This window comes from Olivibacter domesticus (assembly GCF_900109575.1).
GTDB classification, from domain to species: domain Bacteria; phylum Bacteroidota; class Bacteroidia; order Sphingobacteriales; family Sphingobacteriaceae; genus Olivibacter; species Olivibacter domesticus.
Genome location: NZ_FOAF01000002.1, coordinates 295,013 through 318,422, shown reverse-complemented (window position 1 = coordinate 318,422; position 23,410 = coordinate 295,013). Strand labels below are relative to the sequence as shown.

General features: G+C 38.7%; 20 protein-coding genes. 16 read left to right on the top strand and 4 right to left on the bottom strand.

Annotated features, from left to right (window positions below):
• Positions 1–34 precede the first annotated feature (34 nt).
• From BMY50_RS12020 to BMY50_RS12010, 3 genes are all read left to right on the top strand, one after another.
• Positions 35–3,427: a DUF1080 domain-containing protein gene (locus BMY50_RS12020; protein ID WP_093324538.1), complete on the top strand. Its 3,393-nt coding sequence runs from the start codon at positions 35–37 to the stop codon at positions 3,425–3,427.
• Positions 3,428–3,540: 113 nt separating this feature from the next.
• A complete protein-coding gene (locus BMY50_RS12015) occupies positions 3,541–4,299 on the top strand; it encodes a 3-keto-disaccharide hydrolase (RefSeq protein ID WP_093324535.1) in 759 nt (252 codons plus the stop codon).
• A gap of 256 nt (positions 4,300–4,555) precedes the next feature.
• Entirely contained in the window at positions 4,556–5,608 is a 1,053-nt protein-coding gene (locus BMY50_RS12010) for a sugar phosphate isomerase/epimerase family protein (RefSeq protein WP_093324532.1), read from the top strand.
• A 53-nt stretch (positions 5,609–5,661) separates the two neighbouring features.
• Here BMY50_RS12010 and BMY50_RS12005 read toward each other — a convergent pair whose 3' ends face one another.
• Complete coding sequence (locus BMY50_RS12005; RefSeq protein ID WP_093324530.1) at positions 5,662–7,545, bottom strand: TonB-dependent receptor plug domain-containing protein; 1,884 nt, start codon at positions 7,543–7,545, stop codon at positions 5,662–5,664.
• 78 nt (positions 7,546–7,623) lie between these two features.
• Positions 7,624–8,577, bottom strand: a complete 954-nt coding sequence (locus tag BMY50_RS12000) for a zinc dependent phospholipase C family protein (protein WP_093324527.1) — start codon at positions 8,575–8,577, stop codon at positions 7,624–7,626.
• 197 nt (positions 8,578–8,774) lie between these two features.
• Between BMY50_RS12000 and rpsT the strand changes: the two genes are divergently transcribed.
• On the top strand, positions 8,775–9,029 hold the full coding sequence (gene rpsT / locus BMY50_RS11995) for a 30S ribosomal protein S20 (RefSeq protein ID WP_093324524.1): 255 nt from the start codon (positions 8,775–8,777) through the stop codon (positions 9,027–9,029).
• A gap of 54 nt (positions 9,030–9,083) precedes the next feature.
• On the opposite strand, the gene BMY50_RS11990 is transcribed toward rpsT, so the two are convergent.
• Positions 9,084–9,950, bottom strand: coding sequence for a 3-keto-disaccharide hydrolase (locus BMY50_RS11990; RefSeq protein ID WP_093325756.1), 867 nt, complete (start codon positions 9,948–9,950; stop codon positions 9,084–9,086).
• A 418-nt stretch (positions 9,951–10,368) separates the two neighbouring features.
• On the opposite strand from BMY50_RS11990, the gene radC reads away from it, so the two are divergent.
• The 12 genes from radC (at position 10,369) to BMY50_RS11930 (ending at position 22,514) form a co-directional block, all read left to right on the top strand.
• Positions 10,369–11,070 (top strand): RadC family protein, encoded by a 702-nt coding sequence (gene radC / locus BMY50_RS11985; protein ID WP_093324520.1) that lies wholly within the window; start codon positions 10,369–10,371, stop codon positions 11,068–11,070.
• A gap of 167 nt (positions 11,071–11,237) precedes the next feature.
• Positions 11,238–13,643 carry a phenylalanine--tRNA ligase subunit beta gene (pheT, locus tag BMY50_RS11980; protein WP_093324517.1) on the top strand — a complete coding sequence of 802 codons (2,406 nt, stop codon included), beginning with the start codon at positions 11,238–11,240 and terminating at the stop codon, positions 13,641–13,643.
• Positions 13,644–13,663: 20 nt separating this feature from the next.
• Positions 13,664–13,972: a hypothetical protein gene (locus BMY50_RS11975; RefSeq protein WP_093324514.1), complete on the top strand. Its 309-nt coding sequence runs from the start codon at positions 13,664–13,666 to the stop codon at positions 13,970–13,972.
• Positions 13,973–14,008: 36 nt separating this feature from the next.
• Complete coding sequence (locus BMY50_RS11970; protein ID WP_093324512.1) at positions 14,009–14,299, top strand: cell division protein ZapA; 291 nt, start codon at positions 14,009–14,011, stop codon at positions 14,297–14,299.
• A 363-nt stretch (positions 14,300–14,662) separates the two neighbouring features.
• Complete coding sequence (gene rny, locus BMY50_RS11965; RefSeq protein WP_093324510.1) at positions 14,663–16,216, top strand: ribonuclease Y; 1,554 nt, start codon at positions 14,663–14,665, stop codon at positions 16,214–16,216.
• Positions 16,217–16,280: 64 nt separating this feature from the next.
• Complete coding sequence (locus tag BMY50_RS11960) at positions 16,281–16,802, top strand: Mpo1 family 2-hydroxy fatty acid dioxygenase (RefSeq protein ID WP_093324507.1); 522 nt, start codon at positions 16,281–16,283, stop codon at positions 16,800–16,802.
• Between the two features lie 225 nt (positions 16,803–17,027).
• Positions 17,028–18,014: a glycosyltransferase family protein gene (locus tag BMY50_RS11955; protein ID WP_093324505.1), complete on the top strand. Its 987-nt coding sequence runs from the start codon at positions 17,028–17,030 to the stop codon at positions 18,012–18,014.
• 4 nt (positions 18,015–18,018) lie between these two features.
• Positions 18,019–19,350 (top strand): GH1 family beta-glucosidase, encoded by a 1,332-nt coding sequence (locus BMY50_RS11950; RefSeq protein WP_093324503.1) that lies wholly within the window; start codon positions 18,019–18,021, stop codon positions 19,348–19,350.
• Positions 19,351–19,520: 170 nt separating this feature from the next.
• Positions 19,521–20,234 (top strand): FKBP-type peptidyl-prolyl cis-trans isomerase, encoded by a 714-nt coding sequence (locus BMY50_RS11945; protein ID WP_238383740.1) that lies wholly within the window; start codon positions 19,521–19,523, stop codon positions 20,232–20,234.
• Positions 20,235–20,245: 11 nt separating this feature from the next.
• Complete coding sequence (locus tag BMY50_RS11940; RefSeq protein WP_093324501.1) at positions 20,246–21,142, top strand: aldo/keto reductase; 897 nt, start codon at positions 20,246–20,248, stop codon at positions 21,140–21,142.
• 28 nt (positions 21,143–21,170) lie between these two features.
• Complete coding sequence (locus tag BMY50_RS11935; protein WP_093325750.1) at positions 21,171–22,028, top strand: sugar phosphate isomerase/epimerase family protein; 858 nt, start codon at positions 21,171–21,173, stop codon at positions 22,026–22,028.
• 237 nt (positions 22,029–22,265) lie between these two features.
• On the top strand, positions 22,266–22,514 hold the full coding sequence (locus BMY50_RS11930; protein ID WP_093324499.1) for a hypothetical protein: 249 nt from the start codon (positions 22,266–22,268) through the stop codon (positions 22,512–22,514).
• Between the two features lie 68 nt (positions 22,515–22,582).
• Here the strand turns inward: BMY50_RS11930 and BMY50_RS11925 are convergent, their stop codons facing one another.
• Positions 22,583–22,990, bottom strand: a complete 408-nt coding sequence (locus BMY50_RS11925; RefSeq protein ID WP_093324496.1) for a hypothetical protein — start codon at positions 22,988–22,990, stop codon at positions 22,583–22,585.
• Positions 22,991–23,410: the final 420 nt, after the last annotated feature.

Genomic DNA, 23,410 nt, shown 5'->3' with positions numbered 1-23,410 from the left:
TATAAATTAAACCATCACGAACTATAAAACCAATATGAAGAATTATATATATGCTTCTGTCCTGGCGTTTATGCTGTCAAACCCAATGATGGCCCAGCAGGATGACAAGCGTACCACTACTACTAAAATTGCTGATTTACTTGCTACACAACCTGCCCAAAATGCGGATAAGTTGTCTGCTGCAATGATGCAACTGGAAGGTTTTACTGCTGAAGATATCAGTAATCTTTTACAGCAATTAAAGCCTCAGGGTGGCGACAACGCGAAAATAGAATATGCGACAAATAGCTATGCTTACTATGTAATGCAGCCTGGAAAAGAGACTCAGAGAGCCAAATTTGTTCAAGGTGCTTTACAGGCGTTGACCAAGCTTACGGATAAAGATAATAAGGGCTATGTGTTGAATCTTTTAATAAACGCTGGAAAAGATGAGGCCGTACCGGCATTAGCGGGTTATTTACAAGACGATTATTTAGGTGATAGGGCAGCACGTACATTAGCCAGGATAAAGAGCCAACCAGCCGGAAAAGCCTTAGCCGATGCTTTACCGAATGCCAAAGGACGTAATATCGTTTACATCTTGGAAGCCATTGGAGATGCAGACTATGCGGAGGGAGAGAAAGCGGTGATTCCGTTCGCTACTTCCAGTGAGTTGCCGGTAAGGAAAACTGCTTATTATACATTAGCAAGATTGGCGGTTCCTTCGTCTGAAGAAGTGTTAAAAAAGGCTGCTGAAGAGGTATCCTTTGGATATGATGAATCAAATGCTACCGCTTCTTATATCAATTATGCAAATAAGCTCGTGCTAAAAGGAGAAAAGGATTTGGCAGAGAAAATAGCCAAATCGTTACTTAAAGTAGGCGACGAACATACCCCTACACGTATAGCCGGATTAAACATTTTATCCCATATCTATGGTGAAGAATATGTGCCTAAATTAGTGAAAGCTGCAAGAGATGAGAATCCAGCCTACAGTATTGCTGCAGTAAAATTAGGCATTCCCTATCTGAAAGGGCAAGGCATTAGTAATTGGGGAAAAGGTTTAAAGAAGGCTGAGCCAGCAACACAAGCAGCCATTTTAAATGCCCTTGCTAATACCAAAGATCCATCGGCTACAGTCTACGTTGAAAAAGCGTTAGAAAGCAACGATACCTTGGTTAAAGCCACGGCTATTAAAGCCTATTCAAAATTAAATGGTGTAAAAGCTACCCCTGAATTATTAGCTTTATTAGCGCCATCCAATCAGACCGAAAGGAAAGCCATTAAAGAAGCTTTTTTCACTATGCACGGTGAAGGATTCTTGAGTCAGCTAGTGGGGGTACTTCCAAAAGCTTCGGCTGCTGATCAAATTACCATTATGGAGATTTTAGCGAATAGGGGAGCTAATGAGAGTTTTGCTGCAGTAAGTTCTTTGCTAAAGAGTGAAAATGCTGATGTTAGTAATGCTGCATACCAGACGTTGCCCGCTATTGCGAAGGAAGAAAATTTAATGGCATTGACCACTATATTAGCAGAAGCAAAAAATGCGGACGAAAGGGAAGCCACTCAACAAGCTATTGTAACCGCTGTTAGCGGTAGTACGCAAAAGGAGCAGGTAATTGCATCGCTGCTAAGTAAATATGAAACCGTATCTCCCGAGCAAAAGGCATTATACCTAAATGTTTTTTCAGGTATAGGAGGGCAAGAGGTACTTCAGCCAGTAGTTAAGGCACTTTCAGGGACAGATCAGCCCTTGAAGGGAGCCGCCGTATTGGCGCTAGCAAATTGGAATGATACCGAAGCGTTACCTGAACTGATTAAGTTGAGTCGGACAACTACAGATGCTGATGAGTTAGACGCTGTAATTAAAGGTATTGTTCGATTAACAGCTCAATCGGAGTTTCCTGCTGAACAGAAAGTATTGCTGTTAAGAGATGTCATGACCGTTGCTAAAACAGTTCCCCAACAGAAGGGTATACTCGGAGCACTTGAGGCAAATAAAACATATAATGCGCTGATTTTTGCAGGCCAGTTTCTTGATAATCCTGCACTTAAATCGGCTGCTGCGATGGCGGTATTGAACATTGCACTTTCTAACCCCACTTTATATGGTCCGGATGTAAGGGCTATATTGGATAAAACAGTGGAGGCTTTAAGTGGTCAGGACAGCGATTATTTAAAACAAGCGCTTTTAAAACATATAGCAGAGCTTCCTACCGGACAAGGCTTCGTTTCCCTTTTTAATGGCAAAGATTTAGCTGGGTGGAAGGGCTTGGTAGAAAATCCGATCAAACGATCTAAAATGAGCGCAAAGGAGCTAACTACGGCACAAGCAAAAGCTGATGAGCAGATGCGGGCCGGTTGGTATGTAAAGGACGGTGTATTGTATTTCAACGGTAAAGGGGATAATATTGCTACTACAAAGCAATATGGTGATTTTGAAATGCTTGTTGATTGGAAGTTGAGTCCTATTAGTAAAGAAGGTGATGCAGGGATTTATTTACGTGGAACACCGCAAGTACAAATTTGGGATACTTCCCGTGTGAATGTAGGTGCTCAGGTGGGATCTGGCGGTCTATATAACAATCAGAAGAATGAAAGCAAACCTATAAAAGTTGCTGATAATGCGCTTGGAGAATGGAATACTTTTAGAATTCTTATGAAGGGCGATAAAGTGACGGTATATCTCAATGGACAATTGGTTACCGATAATGTAACGCTTGAAAATTATTGGGATAAAAATCAGTCCATATTTCCTGTCGAGCAGATTGAATTACAGGCGCATGGTACGGAAGTAGCCTATCGAGATATTTATATCAAAGAGCTACCAAGAAAAGAGGTTTTTCAGTTAAGTACGCAGGAGAAAAATGAAGGATTCCAAGTATTATTTGATGGCACTAATCTCGATTCGTGGACAGGAAATACGACAGCATACACCGTTAGCGATGAAGGCACTTTGGCAATCTATCCAGATAAAGGGTCAGGTGGTAACTTATATTCTAAAGAAGAATATGGTGATTTTATTTATCGTTTCAGCTTCCGCTTAACACCAGGCGCTAATAACGGTATCGGAATACGGGCACCAATGGCTGGGGATGTTGCTTATTCAGGCATGGAAATTCAAGTGCTGGACAATGATGCAGCTGTATATAAAGATTTAAAAAAATATCAATATCATGGATCTGTCTATGGTACAATACCCGCAAAACGAGGGTACCTTAAACCATTGGGTGAATGGAATGAAGAAGAAATATTTGTAAAGGGAAATAAAATAAAAGTTACCCTAAATGGAACCGTCATTTTAGATGGAGATCTTGCCGAAGCTTCAAAAAATGGAACACTGGATGGCAAAGAACATCCAGGCATTAAACGTAAAAGTGGCTATCTAGCCTTTTTGGGACACGGCTCTGAGGTGCATTTTAAAAATATAAGGGTGAAGAGGTTGTAATTAACTATAAGTATCAAGATGTATGTATAGTATATTAGGCAGTATGTAAAGTCTTAGTACTTGCTACTTATGTCTTGATACTAATAACCAATAACAAACAACCAATTATTAAAATGAAAAACACACTAAAAGTAGCTGCCGCGGCAGCATTAGCCGTGAGCTTAACCGCTTGTAATTCAAATTCTAGTAAAAGTGAGGGCGCTAGTGATAGTACTGAAACCACAGCAATGGCTACTGATACTACTGCAGGAGAATGGGTAGAATTATTTGATGGAAAGTCATTAGCGGGCTGGCATGGATACAATAAAAAAGAGCCGGTTAAGAATTGGGAGGTGCAGGACGGAGCGCTGGCCTGTACAGGCAAAGGAAATAAAGAAGATTTTGGCGGTGATTTAGTAAGTGATAAAGAATTTGGCAATTTTGAATTGGAGTGGGAATGGAAAATTGCCAAGGCCGGAAATTCGGGGTTGATGTATCATGTGGTAGAAGATGCTAAATACAAAGCACCCTATGAAACAGGGCCTGAATATCAAATGCTGGACGACATAGGTTTTCCTGGGAAAATTGAAGATTGGCAGAAAACTGGTGCCAATTATGCCATGACTCCTGCCGATGATAGTCAGAAAGAGTTAAAACCAGTTGGTGAATGGAATACAAGTAGAATTGTTTACAACAATGGACATGTTGAACATTGGCTAAATGGTAAAAAGGTGGTAGATTTCCAGGAAGGTACGGAGGAGTGGAAGAAGGAAAAGTCGGAAGGTAAATGGAAAGACTATCCAGATTACAAAAAAAACAATAGTGGTAAAATTGCCCTTCAAGATCATGGCGATGGTGTTTGGTTTAGAAATATACGGGTCAAGGCATTGTAACACCATTTATAAATGGGTAGAAACATTTTCTAAAAATTTGAAAAAAAATAAAAAACTTAAAACAATGTACTAAAACACTTGTTATAGTGTCAGGTTTAGGTTGATTAAAAAAACATAAGTTTTTCCCCGGCATCCCCAAATGCCGGGTTTATTTTTTTAGGTCCATTAACATTGTGTTTTGAGTTTTTTAAAATAAATGATATCTTAAACGGCTAGAAGAGATAAGATGTTAAAACTTAAATAAATTATTATACAAATGAGAACACTAAAAGGACCAGGAATATTTCTTGCACAATTCTTGGGTGATACGGCACCCTTTAACAGCTTGGATGCCATCTGTGGATGGGCTAAAGGATTAGGCTTTAAAGGGGTACAGATACCTACATGGGCGACATCTTATTTTGATTTGCAAAAAGCAGCTGAAAGTAAAACGTATGCCGACGAAATAAAAGGCATCGTGAATAGTCACGGACTGGAAATAACGGAACTTTCTACACATTTACAAGGCCAGTTAATTGCTGTTAACCCTGCCTATGATAAATTGTTTGATGGTTTTGCACCAGAAGCCTATCATAACAATCCAAAGGCAAGAACGGAATGGGCTGTACAACAATTAAAATATGCTGCTAGGGCGTCCCAGCATTTGGGCTTAGATGCGCATGCTACTTTCAGCGGCTCCTTACTTTGGCACACCGTATACCCGTGGCCACAACGCCCCGCAGGACTGGTTGACGATGGTTTTAAAGAACTGGCAAACAGGTGGCTCCCAATTTTAGATGCTTTCGATGAAGTAGGGGTAGATGTATGTTATGAGATTCATCCAGGTGAGGATTTACATGATGGTATTAGCTATGAAATGTTCCTTGAAAAGGTAAATAATCATCAAAGAGCTTGTTTGCTTTATGATCCCTCTCATTTTGTGTTACAATGCTTGGATTACCTAGCATATATTGACCATTATCATGAGCGAATAAGAATGTTTCATGTGAAGGATGCTGAATTTAACCCATCAGGAAAGCAAGGAGTATATGGAGGTTATCAAGGTTGGGTAGAGCGAGCTGGTAGGTTTCGATCTTTAGGTGATGGACAGGTAGATTTTAAATCTGTATTCAGTAAGTTAACTGCTTATGATTTTAAAGGATGGGCCGTAATGGAATGGGAATGTGCCTTAAAACATCCGGAGGATGGTGCGAAAGAAGGAGCAATTTTTATTAAAGATCATATCATACGGGTAACGGATAAGACCTTTGATGATTTTGCTTCATCGGGTGTTGATGAGCAATTAAATAAAGCAATATTAGGGTTGTAAACTTAATAATAAAAACGGCAGCAATTAAATCAATCAATTGCTGCCGTTTTTATTTATATGGAACAGTTAATGCCTACATTAAACCACCTTCCAGGTAGGGGTATAGCAGCTGCTTCAATGTATGTAACATCAAAAAGATTGTTTGCATCTAAATTCACACCATAATTTTTCCATTTATAGCCGAACTTTAAATCCGTTAAAAAATAATTTTTGTAGCTTATTCGCTCTACGAAGCGTTGAGCTGCACTGATCGAGAAGTTATCAGTACGGAATATTAGATGTCCTATAAGTTGATGTTTTAAGCTCTCGATGGCATATTTAGACAACATACTTTCCGACGAAGCATTCGTTACTTTTGGATTTAAATAAGTATACGAAACGCCAGCCAACCAATGGTATTCCTGTTCTGTATTTATTTTATACTGTGTTGTGAGACTAAGCCCTTGAACTTGATTGCGCATGAAATTATTTGCCTGCCAGCTTTCATTGGTGGACGGCCTTGTCCAATCAATAAAATCATTTATTCTCCGATAGAAATAACTGGCGTTCAAAAACCATTTTTCGTCGTTATATTTTATTCCGCCTTCGGCATACCAGGCGTTCTCGGCTTTTAAATTGGGATTGCCAACATTTCCTCCACCCGTAGTATACAGATCAGTAAAAGAAGGTATGCGTTGCCCAGACCCTGTGTTTACATATATTTTCCAGTTACCCAATACGTTATAACCTATATCTAAACCTGGATAAACCTGCCAACCAAAACGGCTATTATAGTTTAAATAAGCACCCATATTAAGTGACAACCTTTTGATAAGATCTGTTTTATATTCTGCATAGAAGCCATAATTACTTCTATCCCTATCCCCCATATTAGTACTTAGGAGAAATTCATTGCGCATTTCCAGCCCAAGGCCAATCGATCCGTAGGCGCTTTTATAGGTTGAGTTAACTTCGGTATTGATAACATGCGAATGATGAAGATTACGAAATAAGCTTAAATCATATTGGTTGTAGCGATAATCGTCATGGTTGTAGCGGTAACTGATACGTGGACTGATGCTCCATTTCGATAACTGCTTTTTGTACCCAACGGAAAAGATACCCGTTTGGACAATTTCTTTAGACTCCTTATCGTTCGGCGCTGCATAATATCCATTTGCTCCAAAATCATTGAACGTATAACCGGCCATAAAACTCCATAAGCCTGTTTTATCTGTTACTATATTGCCTTGGTAGAATAGTTTGTTGTTGTTAAAAGGGGTGTTATATCTGTAACCATTGCCAGATTCATGGCCACCATATAGTAGATGGTTGGAATGGGCATTGGCAAAGCCCTTTCCAATTTGAATGCCGCGCGCATTGTAGATACCTTTTCCATTTTCCTTTGATTTGAGGCTAGACGCCGCATTCACAGATACCTGAAAATTATCATTGGCAGGTGTGCGCGTAATAATGTTAATAGCGCCTGTTAAGCTATTCACACCATAAATACGGGCAGCAGGACCCTTGATTATTTCAATACGCTCAATTGCACCCAGCGGCACAGGAATATTCATAGAATGATGAGCAGTTTGAGGATCATTTACTTTGATACCATTCACCAAGATAGTTGTTTGCTCGAAAGTACCCCCATCAATGCTAATGTCTGCCTGGGCTCCCCAAGGGCCACGTTGACGTACGTCAACACCAGCAACGTAGGTGAGCAGTTCGTTTACTGAACGAGCAGGTAGCGCATTGATCTGCTCACGGGAAATAATATTGATATTTCTGTTTTGCTCGGTAAAAGGCGTTTGCAGTCTGTTTTCGTTAATAATTACCTCATTTAAAGGTTTATACGTGGTGTCAATAGCTGTTGACTGATCAGCAGATATTGTTTGTCCGACACTCTGAAAGCCGGTATAGAGTATACATGCACTAATGGTAAAAATTTTTATCATGAATTAAATTTTCGCAAAAATAAGCGTTACTAGGGTACCGGGTAGGTTCCGGTTTTGATATTTCAGGTAGTCCGGTATTTACTGCCATTCTTCTCTTCCTAAAGCCCTGCTTTTTATCGGTATGCTATCGGGTAAGGTTTCTTGAATAAAACTTTTATTACCCAGGAGCTTAGTGACGTCAGGCTGCCCGGCATCTACCCAAGCGGAGTACCAAAAATTGCCTACATCTTTTATGGATTTTTTCATTTGCTGCTCTACCATACCATTTAATTGTTGGTGATATACTGCTGAGTAATTTTTTGAATAGACCCTGTCAATAGTCTGTAAACGATACTCGTAGGTGTATTTTTTTTCTTTAGGATATTGATTACTAAGAGCGGCCTCAATTTTTAACAGCGTATCGACTTGACTGAAACTGTTTTTTACCATATTCCAAGCCTCCTCTAAGGGATCGGAAATGTAAGTGGCTCTTCCGACTATAAAGTCATAATTAATAGAAAAAAGTTCCGGTAGTCTGCTTTCCCAAAAGGCATGTATCCCTACCTGATTTGTAAGTTGCCCGTTATAGTTGTGGGTAGTATGTAGCGGTACATTTGCATCAGCAATATAATGCCCAAGATCTGCCGAATATCTCAATATTTTTTGAATATCTAATAATTCAAAAGCCTTAATTAACTGTTTATAACTACGCTCAATCTGCCAAGGAACAATACCTCTACTATTCAATGTGTCTTCTGAGTATTTACTTACAGCATCTCTCCAATGTTTAGGAATGCTGTCGAAGGGTACTATACCATAGGCATCAACATCCATATAATGTCTGGCAGCTTCATATTCATTGGCATATCTTCTTTTGTCTGGATCCACCGCATGTTCTGACAGATGTTCGATGTGTTTTTTGTAAAGTGGAGCGAGGGGTGGGGGTAGGGTAAAGACAGCCATTTTATTTATTTGTTTATGCGCAAAGAATCCCCAAGAAGACAATATGCAGGCAAAAAAGATCAAGACGAAGTTTCGTAAAAAATATTTCATATATGTCTGATTATTAGTGTTTATTAAAATTTTTTTGCATTGTTTAGTACCTCTGTAGGTGTTTGATTAGGTGTGTTTAGCTTTAAAAAAAACGACTAAATGGTTCGTTGGTTAATTCTTTTTTAATTTTTTTGTATTATACAATTCTTAATCCTATATTTGCAGTCCGAAAAATATTAAGGATAAAAGGCTAAAAAATGGCAAATCATAAATCTTCAATTAAAAGAATTAGAGCTAACGCTACGAAGCGTTTAAGAAACCGTTACCAAGCTAAGACAACTCGTAACGCTATTAAAAAATTACGTACTACAACTTCGAAAGAAGAAGCGTCTACTTTATTACCTCGTGTAATTTCAATGTTAGATAGATTAGCTAAGAAAAACGTTATCCACAAGAAAAAAGCTTCAAACAATAAGTCTAAGTTGACGAAATTTGTTAACGGTTTAGCTTAATTGTAATATTATAAAAAAATATGTTGGGGTTGCGGCATTGCCACAACCCTTTTTCTATTTTCCTTCATTTTTACGTAGTTCTGCTAGCACACTGTTTAGCTTTTCGCTGTCATCGGCATAAGGTTGCAGATCAATAATGGCTACCTTTCTGAACTCTATAGGGTGACTTTCGCTTTGGAGAGAAAAATATCCGCTACTTAATGCTTGACCATCCTTTTTAACTTTTGGATCATAATTAGAAACGCCGCCCCCATTAATGGTTGGTTTCGTATATACCATTACGGTATCTTGATTGATAATATGTCTGATAATAGAATCGCCCAAAACTAGCACATCGGCTGTTACCCATTGATCTCCTGCGTATGTTTGTGAATTCGAATTAAGACAATGAGGGGTGAAGAGCTCATTTTTATAAACTACTTCCGTTCCGGGAGTACATAAATTTCCGGTGCTCCTTTCTTCTTTTCCATTTCCTCCCAAAAGCTGGGCTTCCAGAGAAATAGGAAAATCCTGATCCTTTAACATGGTCTTAGGCGCCTGCCCATGAAGCATAATACCACTATTTCTCCATGCCCATCCTTCACCTCCTTTTGCTTGCTCTCCTACAAATCGATATTCTACTCTTAAGAGGTAATGTGAAAAAGGCTTATTGTAAAAAATATGACCATATTGTTGATCAAACTCTTTGTAACCTTCGTAACCTACTTTAATCACACCGTTTTCAACTCTAAATGTGTTTGCGTAATTCTCACCAACCTCGTGTTTGGCTATTTTCACCGTCCAATCTTTCAAATCTTTTCCGTTAAATAAATCAACCCACTCTGGCTTTTGTTCCCTTTCTTCTTTAGATTGGATGTTCTGGCATGATATCAGTGCTCCGCTAATCATTGCAAACATCCCCAATTGTAATAGTTTGTTCATTCTTTTGTTAATTATTTTTATCATTAAATGCTGTGGTTTCATTGTTTATAATCGTATATGGGAGCTAAAAATACTAAAATATGTCGTATCTCTATAAAATATCTTTATATACAGCTGAGGCGAATTGCATATGAACCGTCCATGTTTATCCGCCAGCTGGCGGATTCATCACACAGAGAAATGTAAATTTTCAACATGGTAAGCTCCATCTGACCGATGGATAAAAAAATATTTACAGATGAAAACTTATTTCTTTATATTTGAAGAATAGGGAAATACTCATATTTCTAACCAATACTAAACCCATTCATCGCAAAAAATCTATCATCTTTTGATAAAAATTATAGATATGCATAGGAGGTGTTGGTTCATCATATGATAGCATACCCCATGTCTATATAATATAAATTACAGGTCAATGGAGAATGATTTTACCAGAATGAAGTTAAAACAATGGGCGGAGCAAGACAGGCCAAGGGAGAAGCTCCTGTTGAACGGTCGTAGATCCTTAAGTGATGCTGAATTGATGGCTATTTTAATTGGAAGCGGTTCAAAAGATGAAACTGCAGTTGAACTTAGCAAACGTATATTAAGAGATGTAGGTAATAATTTGGGAGATCTCGCACGGCTTTCTCTCGCTGATTTATGCGCCTATAAAGGTATAGGAGAAGCTAAAGGAATTGCTATTATTGCAGCGCTTGAATTGGGCAGGAGAAGAAAGGAATATACGGCAGAAGAAAAGCCACAAATAACAAGCAGCGAAGATGTTTATCGCATTTTGAAATCTGTTTTTGCCGATTTGTCGCATGAAGAATTTTGGATTCTACTGCTCAATACCAGGAATAGAGTAATTGGTAAAGAGTTGATCAGTAAAGGAGGTATGGGCGTCGTTGCGGTAGACGCCAAAACAGTTTTTCAAGCTGTTTTGCAGGCTAAAGCAACAGGTATTATATTAAGTCATAATCATCCATCCGGGGCGCTAACTCCCAGTTTAGCAGATAAGAGCCTGACTGATAAAATAGTATCGGGGGCTAAATGTTTGGATATAAGGGTGCTGGATCATGTGATTGTGTCGGATGAGGGATATTATAGTTTTATAGATAACGGGCAGATGCCTTAAAAGTAGTTTAAACTGATATTATTAAAGATTTATCAGATAAAATTTAGTGTAGCCCTTCGATTAATAAATAAAAATTATGCTAAGTTTGCATCAAATTTTTTATTGCATACTGAAATGGCGGTCACTTATATGAGTATTTTAGCTTCCATACCAAAAAATAAAAATTAATGAAAATATCATACAACTGGCTTAAACAATTTATATCTACAGATAAAACTCCGCAAGAGCTTTCATTGATCTTAACCGACATAGGTTTAGAAGTAGAGAGCCTTGATGTTGTTCAAAGTCTCCCTGGCGGTTTAGAGGGGCTGGTGATAGGCCGGGTGCTTACTTGCGTACAACATCCAAATGCCGATAGATTACGTATTACAACAGTGGATGTAGGTGCTGAATCAGTATTGCAAATCGTGTGTGGAGCACCAAATGTAGCTAAAGACCAGAAAGTAGTTGTTGCAACGGTCGGAACGACGGTATACCCATTGGAAGGTGAACCTTTTAAAATCAACAAATCTAAGATCAGAGGGGAAGTATCGGAAGGTATGATCTGTGCGGAAGATGAAATAGGTCTCGGTAAATCGCATGATGGGATCATGGTACTGGATGAAACAGCACCTATTGGAACATTAGCGAAAGATTACTTTGATATTCAAGATGATTATTGCTTTGAAATAGGATTAACGCCTAACAGAGCGGATGCTGCTTCTCATCTCGGAGTAGCGCGAGACATTGCAGCTTATTTAAGAGGCGGTTATACGCTTCCTGATGTTACATCGTTTAAGATATCGCGTACCAATAATCCAATAAAAGTACAGGTACTTAATCAAGAAGCTTGTAAGCGATATACGGGAGTCAGTATCAGTGGGGTAAAGGTTGGTGAATCACCAGCCTGGTTAATCGAGCAATTGAAAGTAATCGGTATACGCCCTATAAACAATGTGGTAGACGTAACCAATTATGTGCTGCATGATTTAGGGCAGCCACTACATGCTTTTGATGCCGATCAGATTGCTGGCAAGGAAATCATTGTGAGAAATGCTCAGGAGGGAGAACGGTTCGTCACCTTAGACGAGGTAGAACGGAAACTTTCGGCAGAAGATCTTATGATATGCGATCAGGAAAAGCCCTTATGTATTGCGGGTGTATTTGGAGGAATCAAATCAGGCGTTGTAGCGCAAACCACTAATGTATTTTTAGAAAGTGCCTATTTTCAATCTGTAAGTATCAGAAAGTCTTCTAAAAGACACGGACTAAAAACAGATGCGTCATTTCGATTTGAGCGGGGTACCGACCCTAATATAACCGTTTATGCGTTAAAAAGAGCGGCACTGCTTATACAAGAGCTTGCGGGAGGTGAGATAAGTTCTGATATCTCCGATTTTTATCCTACAGTAGCAACTCCTTTTGCCTTTGAAGTAAGTTTCGACAAGGTACGACGTTTAATTGGTAAGGATATCGATAACGAACAGATTATTTCTATTATCAAAGCTTTGGAGATTGAGATAACGGATCAGTCCACCGCTGAGGTATTGCATGTAAAAGTCCCTCCATATAGAGTAGATGTGACGCGTGAAGTAGATATTATAGAGGAAGTTTTAAGAATATACGGATATAATAACATTGAGATGAAGCAACAAATTAAAGCTTCATTGAATACGGTACCCAAACCGGATAAAGAACTCATTCAAAATATTGTTTCGGATTTATTAATTGGCAATGGATATTTTGAAATACTTTCTAATTCCTTAACAAAGCTTTCTTACGCAGATAATGAAGATACTGCGGTGAAAATTTTAAATCCTTTGAGTAGTGATTTAGATACGATGCGTCAAAATCTACTCTTCTCCGCATTGGAAGCAGTGACATATAACCAAAAACGTCGTAATGGAGATCTAAAACTGTTTGAATTCGGAAAGACCTATCATTTACTAGAGAGTGGATATGAGGAGAAGCAATATTTAAGTTTGGCAATAACAGGTGCACAGCAAGGGCAGCAGTGGAACCAACAATCGAAACCGGTGTCTTTTTATCATATAAAAGCCGCGGTTGACGCACTTGTAACACGCTTTAATATGAGAGACCTTCAGGTAAATGATTTACAGCATAATCATTTAGCTTATGGCTTGCAATATTTAAAAGGACAGAAGCCTTTGGTAAGCTTTGGCGCGGTAGCAGCGCATGCACTGAAACAAACGGATGTTAATGGAGATGTTTTTTATGCCGTTATTGATTGGGAGCTGCTGTTAAAAACGATCCGTAAAAATAAAATTACGTATAAAGAAGTATCCAAATTCCCTGTCGTTCGCCGAGACCTATCATTATTAATCAATACCGATGTGGCTTTCGAGAAACTGAAAAATATTGCAGAGAAAACAGATCGAAAACTTTTGAAGTCAGTAAATGTGTTTGATGTGTATGTGGGCGATAAATTACCGGCAGGTAAGAAGTCATATGCACTAAGTTTCGAGTTGCAGGACGAGGAAAAAACTTTAACGGATAAACAAATTGATTCGGTGATGCAAAAATTAATACTTAACTTTGAAAAAGAAGTTGGTGCGGAAGTAAGAAAAGGATAAGGTATTATGGTTAAAAGTCTATGTCAACAGTTTCAGCTCAATTAGATAATATAGTAGAGAAAACAGCAAAACTGATTGAATTATGTTTATCTTTACAAGAAGAAAATGACATGCTTAAATTAGAAAATCAATCTATTAAGGTTGCTTTTGAGGCATGTAAAGGTAAAAATAAGGATTTAGAAGAAAAGTTAAAGGCGCTGACTGTTGCCCGTTCGTTAGAAGGTGCTGAAGTGAAGAGTGAAGGCTTAAATGAAAAAACTCTTGACATCAAGCAAAAAATTAACGATTTTGTGAGAGAAATAGATAAATGTATTGAGTTGTTGAAATAAAACGGCTCATAATTATATAGTGAATAAGCTCATAGTATGGGAGATATTTCCATAAAAATAAATATTGCAGACAGATTGTATCCTCTACGGATTGAAATGGAGGAGGAAGAAATCATTCGTCATGCAGCGAAATTGATTAATGACCGTATAAAAGATTTGCAAGAAAATTATGCGGTTAGAGATAAACAGGACTTGCTTTCAATGGCTGTTTTGCATTATGCAACAGCAACATTGAAGGCAGAGAAGCAGGTACGTGAGGAAGATACGAGTGTGTCAGAGAAGGTCTATAAACTAGATCAGCTGCTAACTGAGTTTTTTAAAGATTAATCGTTCTTTTAATATATAGAGCTAATAAAGATTTAACCGCAGTTAATTCGGGTTTCACTATTTTTAAACTTAACACTTCAATATAACGAAGCGTAAATAGACATACTTCATTTTGCATTTGCCACCTGAAGATAGTTAGTACGCTAATCCTGTATATATGAAGTTTAAAATAATTGGAACCTATTTTTAGCTGCGGTTTTTTTGTGTACTGTTGGTGGATTATTTTTTAATCCTTGTAAATAGCATAGTGAGCTTCATAACAGGTATTGTGAAGCAATTGAAGGATAAAGAGATGATAGGTTATAGAAGTGGAGATGTTGACATCTTCCGTTTCTAAACAATAACTAAATATAAATAAACAACATGGAAATAATAATTTATGTGTTATTAGGTATAGCTATTGGCGTAGTGATAGGACGCTTTCTATTACGTAGCTTACTTAAGAAGCAGGAAATTGCAGCACAGAATAAAGCAAAACGAATATTAAAGGAGGCAGAGCAGGAAGCCGAAATGCTTAAGAAAAATCGATTGTTGGAAGCCAAGGAGAAATTCCTTCATTTGAAAGCAGAGCATGAACGTGAGGTAAATCAAAAGAACAATACGCTTAATCAACGGGAAAACGGTATTCGCCAAAAAGAGCAATCATTAAACACAAAGCTAGAACAGGTTAACCGAGAAAAACAGGAACTTGATAATTCGCGTAAAAATTTAGAACGTCAGGTAGAGATTAACAGCAAAAAGCAAGAAGAAGTAGATCATCTGAAAATACAGCACATCAAGCAATTGGAAACAATTGCGGGCCTTTCTGCGGATGAAGCCAAAGAACAATTAGTGAACAATTTACGCGAGGAAGCCCGTTCAAAAGCGATGATACAGATTAAAGATATCGTTGACGAGGCAAAACTCACAGCAAGTAAAGAGGCGAAAAAAGTTGTTATACAGACAATTCAGCGTACGGCAACTGAAAGCGCTATTGAAAACACCGTGTCCATCTTTAATATTGAAAACGATGAGATCAAAGGTCGTGTAATTGGTAGGGAAGGACGCAATATTAGAGCGTTGGAAGCCGCTACGGGTGTTGAGATAATTGTAGATGACACACCGGAAGCAATTATTCTTTCAGGATTCGACCCAGTGAGGAGGGAAATCGCTCGTTTAGCACTTCACCGCTTAGTAACGGATGGCCGTATACACCCTGCTCGTATAGAAGAGGTTGTGGCTAAAACGAAAAAGCAGATCGATGATGAAATTGTAGAGATTGGTGAGCGTACTGTGATTGATTTAGGAATTCATGGCCTGCATCCAGAATTGATCCGTATGGTTGGTCGTATGCGCTATCGTTCGTCATATGGTCAGAATTTATTACAACACTCACGCGAAGTAGCCAATTTCTGTGCAACGATGGCAGCTGAGTTAGGCTTGAATGTTAAACTAGCTAAACGAGCAGGCTTATTACATGATATAGGTAAAGTGCCAGACGATAACCCCGAATTGCCACACGCTATTTTGGGTATGCAGCTTGCCGAGAAATATAAGGAACATCCTGAAGTTTGTAATGCTATTGGAGCCCATCACGATGAAATCGAAATGACTTCTCTTATATCTCCTGTAGTTCAGGCCTGTGATGCTATTTCTGGTGCAAGACCGGGAGCGCGTCGTGAAGTGGTGGAAAGCTATATTAAACGCCTGAAAGAATTGGAGGAGCTAGCTCTTTCTTACCCAGGGGTAGAAAAGACATTTGCCATACAAGCAGGTAGAGAACTGAGGGTTGTGGTAGAAAGTGAAAAAGTTACGGATTCTCAGGCGGAAATACTGGCAGCAGATATTTCCAATCGTATTCAAACGGAAATGACCTATCCTGGTCAGATTAAAGTGACGGTTATCAGGGAAACTAGATCGGTTTCTTTCGCTAAATAATATTTGCGCACGTATGGTGTTTTAGGCCATACGTGCGTTTTTTTATCTCCTAATGTGTTCTCTTATGGCTAAGAAGAATCAATCGACAAAGCAAGTAAATAAACGTCCAATAGATATTTACTTTGAACAGTACGCTGAGCATCATCAAAATCCCACTAACAAGCTGTTTCATTGGATTTGCGTTCCACTCATAACCTTTAGCATTTCGGGATTAATCTGGTTCATACCGTTTCCTTATCTGAACTTCTTGGGGCAGTACAATGGTTTTATCAATTGGTTCACCATTATTATGGCAGTTGTAGTATATTATTATCTGCGTTTAGCACCTACCTTGTCCTACGCCATGCTCTTTTCTTTTGGTGTTTTCAGTTTTATCATTGTTCAGTTGGAGTATTGGGAAAAAGCTGGCGGGCCGGCACCTTGGATAATTTGCATTATACTGTTTGCGTTAGGATGGATTGGGCAATTTATTGGACATAAGATTGAAGGGAAAAAACCATCTTTTTTAACTGATATTAAGTTTCTGTTGATAGGGCCCATCTGGTTATGGCATTTTATCTTTAAAAAAGTAGGGATACCCTATTAGTTGTTAGTTGCCAGTTATTAGTTGCTAGTTATTGGTTATTAGTTGCTAGTTGTTAGTAGAAGGAATGCTTTAAGCTTTCTGCTCCACACTTTTTGCTCTACGCTTTCTGCTGTCCCATTATCATATTGGCTAATTGTCACGTTGTCTAATTAAAATAGATTTTTCTTCATAAATAATTAACTTTACCATAACTATAAAATAAAATTGCGTACTTATCATTATTGAATGAAGATACTATATGCAGTTCAAGGAACAGGTAATGGCCATTTAAGTCGGGCGATGGATGTCATCCCATGTTTGAAACAGCGTGCAGAGGTTGATATTCTGGTGAGCGGTATCCAAGCTGATCTGCATTTACCTTTCGAAGTAAAATACCGAAAACATGGACTTAGTTTTATATTTGGAAAGGCTGGTGGTGTAGATCTTTGGAAGACTTTCATGAGCAATAAAGTGCGGGAGATTGTAAAAGAAGTGAATGAAGTTCCCATTGAACAATATGATCTGGTGATCAATGACTTCGAACCAGTTAGCGCCTGGGCTTGTTACCTGCGAGAGCACCCCTGCATAGGGATGAGTCATCAAGCTGCCGTATTAGATACAAATTCCCCTAAACCTGATGAAGTGGATATGATGGGGAAATTTATTCTGAAGCATTACGCCCCTACCAATGTTAGTTATGGATTTCATTTTCAGCCCTACAGTAAATCCATCTTTACCCCCGTGATAAGACAGCAAATCAGGCAGCAAGAAGTGATTGATAATGGACATTATACGGTTTATTTGCCGGCCTATGATGACGCACGTTTATTTAAAAGCCTGCTGCGTTTTGAACATGTACAATGGGATGTTTTTTCAAAGCATAATAAGGTACCCTTTTCGCTCAAAAATGTGAACGTACAACCCATAAACAACGAAAAGTTTGTGCGGAGTATGGCCACTTGCCATGGCATTCTATGTGGTGCAGGATTTGAGACGCCAGCAGAAGCCTTATACCTCAACAAGAAGCTGATGGTGATCCCAATGAAAAATCAATATGAGCAGCATCTCAACGCTGCTGCACTTAAGCAGATGGGTATTCCTGTTATTAAAAATTTAAAATCAAAAAATGACGAGGCAATCAATACGTGGATTAGTTCAGATGAAGTGGTAAAAGTTAATTATCCGGATTGTACACAAGAGATCGTAGATAAGATCTTAGCGGCTCATAGTTGATAGCATGAATAGATTGGATTTTGGTGATGATTTTGTTTGGGGGGTGGCAACGGCTGCCTATCAAATTGAGGGCGCCAGTGATATAGATGGGAAAGGTAAATCCATTTGGGATGAATTCACTAAGAAGAAAGGGAAAATAAGAAATGATCACCATGCCGATATAGCATGCAATTTTTATTACAGATATAAAGAAGATATCCAGTTAATGAAAAGCATGCATATCAAAAATTACCGTTTTTCAATATCATGGCCTCGGGTCTTACCAAATGGCATAGGCGCTATTAATGAAGCGGGAATAGCGTTTTATAACAATGTCATCAACGAATGCCTAGAGCAGGGAATCACTCCATGGATAACCCTTTATCATTGGGATTTACCGCAGGTATTAGAAAACGCTGGCGGGTGGACAAATCGTGCCATTTTAGATTGGTTTGAAGAATTCGCAAGCGTGTGTATCAATAACTTTGGTGATCGGGTAAAACATTGGATGGTACTAAATGAACCGGTAGCTTTTACAGGAGCAGGTTATTTTTTTGGGAAACATGCACCCGGAAAGTGGGGACTAAGGTATTTTCTTCCCGCAGTACACCATGCAACACTTAGTATGGGAAGAATCGGAAGGCTGATCAAAGAACTGCTTCCGGAAGCAAAAGTAGGTTCAACCTTTTCACATTCTCCTATGGAGCCGATATCGCTTAAGCGAAGACATATAAATGCCTTGCGAAGGGCGGATGCTATTATGAACCGCCTATTTATTGAGCCTATCTTAGGACTGGGGTACCCAACAGAAGCTGTTAAAGCCCTTGAAGGACTGAAAAAATATATGCTACCAGGGGATGAGGAGGCCTTGGCATTTGATTTCGATTTTATTGGTGTCCAGACCTATACCCGGGAATTTATTCAGTTTTCGCTTTTAATGCCTTATGTATGGGCGAATATAGTAGAACCAAAGCGGAGGGGAGTGAAGAAGACAACTACGATGGATTGGGAAGTTCATCCACCATCGATGCATGCCACGCTTAAGAGATTTCACAACTACACAAATATGCCTCCTATCTATATCACTGAGAATGGGGCAGCATTTGAAGATCATGTGGCAGATGATCGGGTCAATGATGAAGAGCGGGTTCGTTATCTTGAAGCGCATATTGAGCAGGTATTACGGGCAAAAAAAGATGGAATGGACATAAGAGGTTATTTTGTATGGACCCTTATGGATAATTTTGAATGGGCGGAAGGGTATAATCCACGTTTTGGATTAATACATGTAGATTTTGATACACAGGAACGCATTATAAAAGATAGTGGCAGGTGGTATGGTGAATGGCTAAGTTAATGATGAGTAGTAGAGTAGTTAAATAGAAGAGTAGTTAAATCGTTAAGTAGTTTTGAGTAGTTGAATTGTTAAGTAGTTGAGTTGTTGAATAGGGAGACTCACAACTCACGACTAAAAATTCCCTACCTAACTATTTTCCTACTCGACTAATTTTTTTATGTTTGCCTATCATGATCAAACCGATAACTATTATTGGCCTGTTGGCTTTAAGTACATTTCCTTCATTAGCTCAACAGAAGAGCAAACCAAAAACAATACAAAAACAAATTAAAGTAACCCCCATGTTTGAAAGTAAAATTGATTCTGCTTCTTATGCATTTGGCTTAAGTATGGCGAGAGATCTTAAAAAAAGAGGACTGAAAGAGCTAAATGCTAAGCTTGTGGCGAGCGCCATTGAGGATTTTTTTGCAGGAAAACCTAGTCCGATTAAAGAAGAAGATGAGTATAAGGCCATTAGTGACGTATTAACAGCAGCGGCTGAAGAACAGAAAAAGGAGCAAAGTGCTGCAGGGGATAAATTTCTGGCCGAAAATAAAGTAAAACAAGGCATACATACTACTGCAAGTGGTTTGCAATATGAAGTGATACGCGAGGCAACTGGTCCAAAACCCGCTGCAACTGATTCGGTAACGGTCAATTACAAAGGTGCTTTGTTAGACGGTAAAGTGTTTGATAGCTCTTACGACCGTGGAGAACCTATCTCATTTCAATTAAATAGAGTGATCCAAGGTTGGCAAGAGGGGCTGTTGTTGATGCCCGTAGGCTCCCACTATCGATTCTATATTCCTTATCAGTTAGGGTATGGAGAGAGAGGTGCGGGTAATGATATTCCTCCTTTCAGCGTATTGATTTTTGATGTAGAGCTATTGAAAATCGGGGGTTAATTTCCAAAAGAATGAACACATTAGGTAAGTCGGATCTAAACGTTAGTGAAATAAGCTTTGGCTGCATGTCATTGAGCGAAAATCAAGCCCAAGCAGATGCCTTGCTGCATAAAGCGTACGATCGAGGAATAAATTTTTTTGATACAGCCGACCTTTATGATAAGGGGATGAACGAGCTTCACGTCGGAACGGCGCTGAAATCGATGCGTCAAAAAGTCGTTATCGCCACAAAGGTAGGCAATCAATGGCGACCAGATGGAAGTGGTTGGGATTGGAACCCTAGCAAAGAATATATACTGAAATCGGTTGAACAGAGCCTCCGTCGTTTACAGACCGATTATATAGACCTTTATCAATTACACGGCGGAACAATAGACGACCCTATAGAGGAAACAATAGCGGCCTTCGAACAGCTGAAGGAGCAAGGAAAAATTAGATGGTATGGTATTTCTTCTATTAGGCCGAATGTTATTAGAGAATATGTTAAGAATTCTAATATTGTTTCGGTAATGATGCAATATAGTTTGTTAGATAATAGGCCGGAAGAGGAAATATTGGCCCTTTTAAATGAACATCAAATCAGTGTAATTACAAGAGGAGCTGTGGCACAAGGGCGCTTACTGGGTAAAAAAGAAGGCGCTTATTTGCAATTTACCTCAAGTGAGGTTACAAAAGCAGCAAAAAACATCGGTAAGTTAGCGGATGATTTGAATAAACAAAAAATAGATGTAGCTTTAGCCTATGTGCTAAGTCAGCCCGCAGTAGCTTCTGCCGTTACCGGAATAAGGACGGCTGAGCAATTGGATGAGGCGACAAAAGCACTAAAAGAATGGCCACAATTAACGGAAGATCAGTTGGTGGAATTGCGGCAGCAGGTAAGAACATTTACCTACGATGCACACAGATAATTACTATCACTATATAAACAAACATAATATGAATTATAGCAGACGTATAATTGGAAGCCTTTTGGTTTTATTAGCCGTAATGTTGGCTCCAAGTATTTCAAAGGCACAAGACAGGCCTGAGGAAAAATTAGGTTGGAAACTTGGAACGCAAGCTTATAGCTTTAATCGTTTTACCTTTGCAGAGGCAGTAGCAAAAACTGATAGCTGCAAATTGAAGTTTATCGAAGCCTACCCTGGGCAAACGATTGGAGGCGGGGTAGAAGGAAAAATGGATTTCACCATGCCAGCTGAAAAAAGAGCACAGGTGCTTAAGCTATTGAAAGATAAAGGTATTACCTTAGTAGCCTTTGGTGTAGTCAATGCAGATTCACCTGAGGGATGGCGTCAGCTTTTCGAGTTCGCTAAAGCAATGGGAATAAAAAATATTAATACAGAACCCAAGCAAGAAGATTTACCATTAATTGGTAAGTTAGCGAGTGAGTTTAAAATCAAAGTTTCTATACATAACCATCCTAACCCTACTCATTATTGGAGCCCAGAAATTGTATTAAATGCAATACAATTGGCAAACAGTGAATATGTAGGTGCATGTGCTGATATCGGCCATTGGGTTCGTTCAGGTTTAGATCCAATAGCTTGTTTACAGAAATATAAAGGACATATTAACCATTTGCACTTTAAAGACTTAAGCGAAAAATCACGTGATGCACATGATGTACATTGGGGAACAGGTGTAGGTAACATCAAAGGGGTAATGCAAGAGCTTAAAAATCAGAAATTTAAAGGCATGATGTCTGCCGAATATGAATATAATTGGCTAGCAAACTCTGCTGATATAGCTGCGAGCGTAGAAAACTTTAGAACTTACGTGAAGGAGTTGAAGTAGAAAAAAATCTAAGATGAAGAGCCTGCATCATAAAGACGATGATCAGGCTCTTTTTTATTCTTGTGGTTTCTTTACAGACTGATTGTAAATCATTGTAGAAAAGATCTGCAAAGAGAAAAATTGAAGGAATAGAATAGATTTATTCCAAATCTATATATAGCTGGTTGCAATGGAGCGGAGAAGACAACAGCTAGTTATACCGTTTTACCCGAAGCCCGGTGGCCCATCATATTCCCGATGAAACTGTCTACAGAAGATACTACCGAGACATTAGAATTTAGGGTATTGGTGTATGCAACCAAGACAAGTGGCACAGCAAATGAGTTGCTTGAACTAATAACGCAATATCCAGGACAAAGAAGACCCTTTTTTGAAGAAAAAACAAAAGCCTCTCAAAGAAGCCTGCAAAGATGGTTAAATCAATTGCAGTGCGAGGGTAAGATCGAATTCACGAGGGTTCTAAAACAGGAGGATATTGGAAAATAGATAAATAGTTGTTATATCCTTATAGTTTATAGAGCACATTAGCCTACAAATAACATTTTTATATCCCATCATACGCTAAAGACGATCAGATTAAAGGCATTTCTCATTGACATGAGTATAGAGCCAAACAACGTGGTAACAAGAGCGACTGCATTTAACACCAAGTAGAATGTCATTGGTTTTATGTCGGTCGAAATAAGGACAATGTTGATCGACTTTACTTCAAAGGAATACGGCATTAAGTTGGTTCCGATCATACTTGAGTTGAAGCTAGTTGTTTTTATAATAAAGTACACCGACTTAGTGATAAACTCAGACGACTTTAACATAGGCACAAACGACTTTACTACAAACTTGTATAGCTTAACTATAAAGCCAAACAGCTTTGCATTACTTTTAATCAGCGTTAGCTTGAAGTCAACGGTCTTTATAATAAAGTCGACTGACTTGGTTGTAAACCCATATGACTTTAACATAAGTACAAACGACTTTGCAACAAACTAGTATAGTTTAACGATAAAGTCAACAAGCTTTACATTTATTCCGATTAAAATTGATTTGAAGTCGACTGTCTTTAGAATGGAGTTGATTGATAATGGAGTAAAGTAGTACAGCATTACGATCATGCCGACCAACATGGGTTTAAATTGATTGTTATCGTAATCACTAGCATGAAATCTGGCATGATTCTCCATTACCTGCCATTATCGGCAAAATACAGCAAATTAAGCCTTGTTTTATGTTTATTTTGCCAGTAACGGCAATAATTAAGATTTTTTTTGTGAAATATACTTAGCGAGAAAATACATTTCCAAACCTTCTTTCGTAATGATGCTCATGTCTTACGGCGCAAGGGAGTCTGCCAATAGATAACTATGCCGCAAACGCCAATTTTG